The sequence below is a fragment of the Streptomyces sp. NRRL S-455 genome (genome assembly GCF_000717875.1).
GTDB lineage: Bacteria > Actinomycetota > Actinomycetes > Streptomycetales > Streptomycetaceae > Streptomyces.
The window spans coordinates 87889-95726 of record NZ_JOCT01000029.1 but is presented as its reverse complement, the minus strand read 5'-3'; the positions used below and the strand labels follow the sequence as shown (position 1 = coordinate 95726).

The window sequence follows — 7838 nt, the reverse complement described above, 5'->3', positions numbered from 1 at the left end:
CCGGGCTGCGAGCAGGTGGTGACCCAGCCGCGTCGGTTAAGCCGGGCGAGCACCGGCACCAGGTGCGCGGTCTCCTCGTCGGGGCCGACCGAGCAGCCTGGCTGTGAGGCGATGCGTCCCTCCAGCCACCCTGCCATCGCCGCGCCGAGTTCGTCGATGCTGCGGACGTCCCGCCAGATGCGGTCCATGGTCAGCCGGCCAGGAACGGGAGTGGGTCCACGGCGTCACCGTCGGTCCACAGCCACGCGTCGAACTTCTCCTCGCCCATGCGGGCCTCCAGCTCGTCCATCAGCCAGCCCCGCGTCACGGCCAGTTCCTCGCTCATCGGCATGGTCCCGGTGAGCAGCCACGTCACGGACAGCTTCTCGTCCGTCAGACGGCTCAGCTTCTCCCGTGCGGCAGCTTCCAGTCGCTGGCCCTCGGGCGTCTTGGCTCGCATGGCGTCCTCGATTCCTCAGTTCCTTGGTCAGGGTGGTGCAGGGCCCCGGAATCACCAACTGGCTCAGGGGCCCGGGTGGTCAGGCCGACTGCGCGGCGCGGAACTGAGCCCAGAGACCGGCTACGCCGTGCTTCTGAATCGCGTCCTTCACGCAGGTGCCGTAAGTCTCGGCCACCCAGGCGTTGTACGCCTTCGTCTCCGCCTCGCGCTCGGCGATACGCCGGGACCGTTCGGCCGCCAGCTCCTCGGCCGCCGCGCGCCGGATGCCGGCGCGGACTTCGCGAACGGTCCAGCCGGCCGCCTTGGCGGCGCAGGACGTCCCGAAGTAGCAGACGTCGCCGTCGTCGTTGCCGTCGGCGTCGAGCGGGACGAGCATGACCGTGGCCTTCAGCTCCACCTTGCCGCACAGGTCGCACTCGGTGGACTCGTCCGTGGTGCCGATCACCCGGTATGCCGTGGCCATGACTTCCTCGTTCCCTGGTCGGTCTCTCCCGATGACTTAATTAAATCATAGGTCTGCCGACCGGACAACCCCGGGACGCAACGAAGCCCCGGGCCGCAGGGCTCCGGGGCTCCATGTCGAAAATTTTCTACACGCGGTCAGGCACGGTCCACGCGGAACGCGTAGCCGGACGACTCGTGCTTGACCGCCTCGCCGAGCGGCCGGCCGACGAAACCGGCGGCGAACGTCCGCGCCTCGCCGCGCGGCACGCGGGAGTTGTCCATCAGGCAGTACGCGACGGCCACCTCCACCTCGCGCAGCGTGTGCAGGGCCGTCGGGTTTGTCCGCTCGGTGCCGTCGGGGAGCGTGCGGGTCAGGGAGTACTTCATCGGGGTTCCTCATTCCTTGGTCGGGTCGGGCTAGTCCTCGCGCTCCCAGGTGGTTCCGCAATCGTCGTCGTGATCCTCGTCGTGACCCGGTTCGAGCTGGCAGAACACCTCGGAGCCAACGGAGTTGTGGTTCATCTCGTCGCATACGGGGCCGGAACGGCGCGGGTCGTCCCCGATCGAATCGAGGAGGCGTTCCCGTTCCTCCCGGGACCGGCGCGTCTCCCAGCCCTTGCGGGCACCGGCGGCGCGGTTGGCGCGCGTCACGGGGTTGTTGCGGCGAGCCTCTCGCAGAACCGCACGGGCGGCACGCCGCTGGTCTGCCATCTGCTGAGCGGCGGCCCCGAGAGCGGAGAACAGATCACCCACGGCGTCGCTCCGCCGCGCCGGGTCGTGCAGGGCGCGGTCGAGGTTCTGCACGGCCTGCTCGACGTCCATCGGCTCTTGCTGAGAGGTCACGGGTTCCTCGATTCCTTGATCAGTAGTCGCCGTCAAAGCCGTAGTCCTGCGGGGTCTCGCCGAGGCAGACCGGGCACATACACCGGCAGGTGGACTCCCGGCCGGTGCAGCGGTTGAACATGCACTCGTCGCCGTGGCCCGCGCACTGGTTCCAGATCTCCACGAACTCCCACGGGCCGAACGGGTCCTCGTCCCGGATCGGCTCGGGCTCCGCGTCGGCCAGCCGTCGGTCGTCCAGGTAATCCATGAACTCCGCCACGGCGGCCCGGTCCCCTGGGCTCATGCGGAAGGCCGGGTTGTTGCCGCAGGGCGGGCCGGCGCTTCGGCTCATTGCCGTGCCTCCTTCCGCAGCTTGGCCCGGCCACGAAGGATCTGCGCCGCGTACTCGCGGCTCCAGGTCTCGCGCACGGTGAAGTACTCCGACCGGAACAGGTCCCGGCGGGCCGGAGTCCAGTCGCTCTTGCATCGCGGGCAGCGAGCACGCAGGTTAGCGCCGTTGGGGCACCCTGATCCGGGCGCCGTGGGGCGGCACGGGTAGTCGTAGCACTCGCACTCGTAGGCGTTGCTGCGATACCCGACCCACCCGCACTGCGGATTGAGGCACTGGACGCGATACCTCTTGGCGTTCACCGTTGCGCCTCCGCCCCGGCGTCGCGCAGGTACTCGGCGAGGTCGCGCTGCATGCCGTCCCACACGGCCAGGGTGAACTCCGCCGCGATGACGCGCTGCTCGTCGCCAGCCTCGCGGGCCTTGCCGAGCTGTCGCTGGAAGCTGTCCACGATGGCCTGCTCGCTCAGGCCGTCCCGCGTGCGCAGGTAGGAGAGCGTGCGGGTCACGGCGGTGAAGCCGGTGGTCGCCATGTCCTTGGCGACGCCGGGCGTCATGGAGCCTTCCATCGCCTTGCGCATCAGGTACGCGTCGGCCTCTTCGTGCGCGTGCGCCAGCAGCGGCCGGGGGTTCATGTCGGTCATGCGGTCCTCGTTCCTTGGTCAGCCGTTCGTCGTGGTGTGCTTCGAGCACCGGAGGTGCCCCTGCATCTTCATCCGCTTGCACTTCCCGCCGCTCCGCGTGGGGGCGCCGCACTGGCGGGCCGGGTCATGGGCTGGGCACACCGTCCGGCCGGGCTGCACTGAATTGATGCAGCCGTAGCCGTTTGACGTGGTGGCCAAGCAGCGGGCGCTCATCCGTTCCTCGATTCCGTGGTCAGGCCCGGGAGCCGGTGGGGCTCCCGGGCGGGGTTCCTACTTCGCCTCGCAGCGGGGGCAGAAGGTGTACAGGTGCGCGTACTTGTCCGCCTGCTGTTCGGCCTTCGTCTTGAAGTCGTAGCCGTTGCCGTAGCGGTAGGGGCGGAAGCTCTTGTTGCACAGGGCCCGGCCGTCCTCGTCCGCCTGCGTGAAGCGGTGCAGCAGGGTCCTGTGGCTGGCCACGGTCCACGCGTCGGGGCGCTCGTCGGTCTCGGCCGGCTGCTCGGCGGTGGCGTCCACGCGGACCAGGCGGACCTTACGGCCGTCCTTGTACTCGATGGCGAAGTCGGTGCGGGTGATGGAGGACATCGTCCGGACCTCGCGCTTGCCGTCCAGCATCGCGTGGTTGATCTCGGCCAGGCCCTCGCGGATGGAGACGTGGGTGACGGTGCCGTTCTCGGTCCGCTCGTAGACCTTGGCCTGCTCGCCCATGATGTCCTGCTTTCCTTGGTCGGTCCCTCTCGATGACTTAATTAAATCATAGTCCCGAGGGAGGCACAACCCCTGATGTCAGATCACGTTCAGCGCCCGCAGGATCCCGTCCATCAGGTCCACCTTCGGCTCGTAGAAGCGGCGCATCCGGGCAGGGTCGCCCACGCGGTACGCCACGCCGGCCGGCTTGTCCGCCAGCGGCTTGATCTCCGGGCTGTACTCAGCGACGTCGGCCATCATCCGGGCCAGGTCCAGGAACGACGTCGCCCGGCCAGTGCACAGGTTCACCGGGTCCTCGGTGCCCGATTCGGCGACGGCGAGCGCCCCGGCGACGAGGTCGTCCACGTGGATCCAGTCGCGCACCTGCTCGCCGGTGCCCCAGACCTCCAGCGGGTCCTCGCGGCGCAGCACCCGGCCGAGGATCGCGCGGAACGGGTACGTATCGTCCTGGTCCTCGCCGTACCCGGAGAACGGCCGCACGACGGTGACCGGCACTCCGCTGTCGCGGAGGCGGGCCGCGAGGAGTTCGCCGGTCACCTTGGTCCAGCCGTACACCTGGTCCGGCATGCCGACCGTGCGGGAAAGCCAGAGATCGTCTTCGCGCAGTGTCTCGCCCCGCCATGTCCCGGTCTGGTACGCCACCGGGTACGCCGCGCTGGAGCTGAAGTACAGCACCCTGCCCGGCCGCGCGACGGCCGCCCACCGGAACATCTCCGCGTCGATGCTCAGCGACTCCGCCGTGGCGAGCGGATCGCCGTCGATCGTCGCCCGGCCGCCGACCACGGCCGCGCAGTGCACGACGAGGTCCCACAGCCCCGGCACCGAACCCTTGCTCAGGCACTCGCGGAAGAACAGCCGGCAGTCCTGCGCCGGGGACGCCTTCACGTCCAGGCCGTGCACCTCGTACCCGCGCCGGCGCAGCTCAGCCTTGAAGTGCCGGCCGAGGAACCCACGGTCGCCGGTCACCAGCGCCCGGGGCGTGCTCACGCCGCCGCCCGCGCGTACTCGGTACGCACCCTGCGCACGGCCTCGTCGAACCCGCCGCCGTCGCGGAACTCCAGCCACGCGAGCCGGTCGGCCACGTCGGCCTCGGGGGCGTTGACCGCCGCGTAGCCGGCGTCCATCGCGGTCTTCCCGGCCGCTGGGTGGACGTGCTCGATGACGACGTCCGGCAGGTAGGTGAGGCCTCCGAGCTGCTGGCCCAGCTCCAGCCAGAAGTTGTCGACGTACAGGTGCCGCAGCACCGGCGGCGCCATGTACCCCAGCGCCTGCACCACTCGGGACGGCAGGAAGGCGGCCGTCGGCAGCCGCTCGCCCTGGAACAAGTCGTTGCCGTAGACGATCTGCGGCCAAGGGGAGCGCAGCGCCCCGAGCACGTGCGCGTCCCACCCGGCCGTGCGTGGCAGGTGATCGTCGCCCATGAATCCCAGTGCGCCGTACTGCGGGGCGAGCAGGTCGGCGGCCCGGTTCAGAGCGGCCACCATGCCGGTGCCCGTCTCGCCTCCGAAGACCATCAGCATGGCTCCGCTCAGGGCCTCGCGGTAGGCGGGCAGTTCGGGGTCGTCGGCGTCGACTACGAAGACCAGCGTGGCGTTCAGGGAGTCGGTGTTGCGGAAGGCCTGCTGGAGCCGGGTCGCGTTCTGCGGTCGTCCGCGCGTGGGGACGATGACCGCAAGGGGTTCCGTGGTCTGCGTCATGCGCCGGAAGGTACCGAGGAATCGTCGAATCGCCGCACGGCTCCCTTCGCTCACGGGGTACGACGAAACCCCGGGCCGTGAGGGCGCCGGGGCTCCGGGTGAACAGGCCGTTAGACGGCAGCCGGCTGCGGCGCACGGTCCAGCTTGGCGAACAGCCGGTGCATCTCGCACGCCGTGTACCGGGACGGAATCTCGGACCCGTCCCGGTACACGAGGACGTACCGGCCGTCGGTCCCGGCGATGTTCCCGAACCACCACAGGCCCGAGGCGTAGGCGGTGCGCATCACGCGGTCGCCGACGGAGAGCGGGGCCGTGACTGTCCCGCCAGTGAACCTCCTGTACTCGGCCGTCGCTCCAGGGATCGGCTCCGCTACATCCAGCGCCCGTTCGGTGAGCATGTCGTCCAGGTAACCCCGGGCCAGGCCGTACTCCCGCACCTTCCGGTAAGAGTTCTCGGGGTCGTATTCGCCCCGTGCGAGGCGCGCGTAAACGGGGTGGGCCGCGCCACTGTCCAGAGCAAGGCGCTCGAACGCCAGACGCATACCCTCGTCGTCCAGCGCCGGCGGGTATCCGCGCCGGTCGGCCTCGGCGAGGACGGCAGCGGCGTACTCGCGGGCCTCATCTGCTGGGTGGGGCACGGCGCCGGTGGCGGCGGCCGTGCAGCCGGGGCAGGTCAGCGCGGCGTCGGTGAGGCGTGCCTGGTCGAACGCCTCGCCGTGGTGGACGACGGCGTAGCGGCCGGCGTCGCACGCGAGGTCGATGAAGTCGCCGGTGTGGGAGTTGAGCAGGGCCTGGTGGACGGTTCCGTCGTGGCCAGTGACGTTGCGGCGGTCCATGTGTTCCTCGTTCCTTGGTCGGTCCGGGATGACTTAATTAAATCCTATGCCCGTTGGGCAAGCAACCCCGGGCACGGCGAAGCCCCGGGCCGCATGGCTCCGGGGCTTCCGTTCCAACTGGCTCAGACGGCCGCGATGATGAGCGCAGCGACGAACAGCCAGAAGTGGTGGAACGACTGGTCCAGCGCATAGGCCCCGGTGCCCAGGGTCGGGGCGTACTCGCCGTCAGCGGCCACCGGGTGGCCCGGGTGCGCCGGGGTGCCGAGGGTGTGGAACTCCGTCTTCCCGCAGACTCGGGCGAGGCTGGTCAGCGTGTGCCGGCGGTCGGCCCAGTAGTGCGTGCCTGCGTCCAGGCCGAGGCCGAGGACCACCCCGAGGGCGCTGACCTCCAGACCGAGCACAAGCACGGCGAGCAGCAGCGCGAGCGCCTTGGTCACGGTCAGGCCGAAGACGTGACGGCCGCAGGCTATGTGCCCGGGGCGCGAACGGTCGCCCTTGCGGGCCGCCTGCCACGACGTCTGAACCCAGTGGTCACCGACGGAGTGCGCGACGAACAGGGCCGCGAAGGCGGCGGCGAAGGTACCTGCTGTGTCGGTCATGGTCGCAGTTTCCTCGTTCCTTGGTCGACAAAGCCCCGGAGCGGGGGTGCTCCGGGGCCGAGGAGTTGATGGGTCAGCGGGCGGCAGGGTGGTGCTCCACCAGGACGTCGTGGCCCCGGCGGCGCAGGCGCCGCGCGAGCGCTTCGGCGGCCACGACGGCGCGGATCCGTCCTCCGCCGACCGCGACGACGATGGCCCGGTTGTACGGCCCGGAGTCGTACGCCCGGACCGCGCGCACCGTGGCGGCCAGCAAGGTCCGGAGACCCGGGGTGCCGAGGATGCCCCGGCGGCCTCCGGTCTGGCGGATGATAGTCCGGCCGCGCATCTCCGGGTCTGCACCCGCACCGGGGAAGTGGTGGCGCAGGTCCAGGGTCAGGTGGGCGGCCGGGGCGTCGCCGTGGCCGTAGCCGAAAGAGACGACGCGCACGGGCGCGGGGTTCGCTGCGGTCATGGGTTCCTCGTTCCGTGGTCAGTAGGGCGGGTCAGTCGGTGCCGTACCGGTTTCGGGCGTGCGCCAGGTAGTGACAGGGCGGCAGGTTCCGGGACGGGTCCGAAGTGTCGCGGACCTTCCAGAACAGCAGTAGCCCGGTTTCGCCCCTCTTGGCGGTGATGCGGTACCTGCCGGAAGGCGAGACGTACCCGCCTTCCGGGTGTCGTATGAGCCGGGGCTGTCCCGAGTTCATAGCTTCCTCGTTCCGTGGTCGACTGGTCAGTCGGAAAGGCTGCGCAGCGCCTCGATGGCTTCTGCCACGTCGCCGAAGCTGATCGGACGGCGGACCAAACGGCAGCAGTTGAAGTAGTTCCGAATCGCCTCTGCCGTCTCCGAGCCAGCGTGCTGCGCGAGCAGCGACCGGAGGTAAGCCTTCTGACGGTCCGTCGCAGGGCCCCCACGGTTCGGTCCGTACCGTTTGGCCCGGACACCTCGTTCGTCAAGAACATCACTGAACCGGTCGTAGGCGCCCTGCACGGTGCAGCCGAACTGCGCGACAGACTGCCGGTCTTCCTCGTCCGCGCTCGTGCGCTGCATCGGATCCTCCGGGTTCGGTGGGTCAGGTCCCACAGAGAGCAGAGCTGCCATGGCGGGTGCTACGTGATCCTTGAGGGGGTCTGCCCAGTGTCGCGGGTGCTCTCCGCGCCCTCTTCGGCGTCGTCAGTCCCATGGTTACGCCCGTACAGCCAGCACGTACGGGAGGCCTGCTCTCTGTGGAGTTGTCCGCCGGGATCCCTCCCGACTGATTTAATTAAACCATGGGTCTGGCGACCGCACAACCCCTCAACGCAAAGAACCCCGGCCCTCATCGGGT

Annotated in this window: 15 protein-coding genes; all 15 read right to left on the bottom strand. The window is 69.7% G+C overall.

Translation table 11 applies throughout. The features are described from left to right. Positions 1-188, bottom strand: a 188-nt coding sequence (locus IE97_RS0132115) for a DUF6919 domain-containing protein (protein ID WP_030248320.1), incomplete at its 3' end; no start/stop codon positions are given. Positions 189-190: 2 nt separating this feature from the next. After that, the gene (locus IE97_RS0132110; RefSeq protein ID WP_030248317.1) at positions 191-439 is read right to left on the bottom strand and encodes a hypothetical protein; all 249 of its coding nucleotides are present in this window, start codon (positions 437-439) and stop codon (positions 191-193) included. A gap of 79 nt (positions 440-518) precedes the next feature. Next, a complete protein-coding gene (locus IE97_RS0132105) occupies positions 519-902 on the bottom strand; it encodes a hypothetical protein (protein ID WP_030248314.1) in 384 nt (127 codons plus the stop codon). Between the two features lie 137 nt (positions 903-1039). Further along, positions 1040-1270: a hypothetical protein gene (locus tag IE97_RS0132100; protein ID WP_030248312.1), complete on the bottom strand. Its 231-nt coding sequence runs from the start codon at positions 1268-1270 to the stop codon at positions 1040-1042. A gap of 30 nt (positions 1271-1300) precedes the next feature. Beyond that, positions 1301-1726, bottom strand: a complete 426-nt coding sequence (locus IE97_RS0132095) for a hypothetical protein (protein ID WP_158708374.1) — start codon at positions 1724-1726, stop codon at positions 1301-1303. A gap of 19 nt (positions 1727-1745) precedes the next feature. Then, positions 1746-2057, bottom strand: coding sequence for a hypothetical protein (locus IE97_RS0132090; RefSeq protein WP_030248306.1), 312 nt, complete (start codon positions 2055-2057; stop codon positions 1746-1748). After that, positions 2054-2356, bottom strand: a complete 303-nt coding sequence (locus tag IE97_RS42310) for a hypothetical protein (RefSeq protein WP_158708373.1) — start codon at positions 2354-2356, stop codon at positions 2054-2056. The genes IE97_RS0132090 and IE97_RS42310 overlap by 4 nt, the downstream gene beginning before the upstream one ends. Further along, positions 2353-2697 (bottom strand): hypothetical protein, encoded by a 345-nt coding sequence (locus IE97_RS0132085; protein WP_030248303.1) that lies wholly within the window; start codon positions 2695-2697, stop codon positions 2353-2355. The genes IE97_RS42310 and IE97_RS0132085 overlap by 4 nt, the downstream gene beginning before the upstream one ends. 270 nt (positions 2698-2967) lie before the next feature. Further along, on the bottom strand, positions 2968-3402 hold the full coding sequence (locus IE97_RS39500; RefSeq protein ID WP_051705203.1) for a hypothetical protein: 435 nt from the start codon (positions 3400-3402) through the stop codon (positions 2968-2970). A 78-nt stretch (positions 3403-3480) separates the two neighbouring features. Further along, positions 3481-4389: an NAD-dependent epimerase/dehydratase family protein gene (locus tag IE97_RS0132070; protein ID WP_030248295.1), complete on the bottom strand. Its 909-nt coding sequence runs from the start codon at positions 4387-4389 to the stop codon at positions 3481-3483. Next, the gene (locus tag IE97_RS0132065) at positions 4386-5099 is read right to left on the bottom strand and encodes a glycosyltransferase family 2 protein (RefSeq protein ID WP_030248292.1); all 714 of its coding nucleotides are present in this window, start codon (positions 5097-5099) and stop codon (positions 4386-4388) included. The genes IE97_RS0132070 and IE97_RS0132065 overlap by 4 nt, the downstream gene beginning before the upstream one ends. Positions 5100-5209: 110 nt before the next feature. Further along, complete coding sequence (locus tag IE97_RS0132060; protein ID WP_030248289.1) at positions 5210-5935, bottom strand: hypothetical protein; 726 nt, start codon at positions 5933-5935, stop codon at positions 5210-5212. A 122-nt stretch (positions 5936-6057) separates the two neighbouring features. Next, complete coding sequence (locus IE97_RS0132055) at positions 6058-6534, bottom strand: hypothetical protein (RefSeq protein ID WP_030248286.1); 477 nt, start codon at positions 6532-6534, stop codon at positions 6058-6060. Positions 6535-6607: 73 nt separating this feature from the next. Then, positions 6608-6985 carry a hypothetical protein gene (locus tag IE97_RS0132050; protein WP_030248284.1) on the bottom strand — a complete coding sequence of 126 codons (378 nt, stop codon included), beginning with the start codon at positions 6983-6985 and terminating at the stop codon, positions 6608-6610. Between the two features lie 258 nt (positions 6986-7243). Further along, positions 7244-7561, bottom strand: a complete 318-nt coding sequence (locus IE97_RS0132040) for a hypothetical protein (RefSeq protein ID WP_030248279.1) — start codon at positions 7559-7561, stop codon at positions 7244-7246. Positions 7562-7838 lie beyond the last annotated feature (277 nt).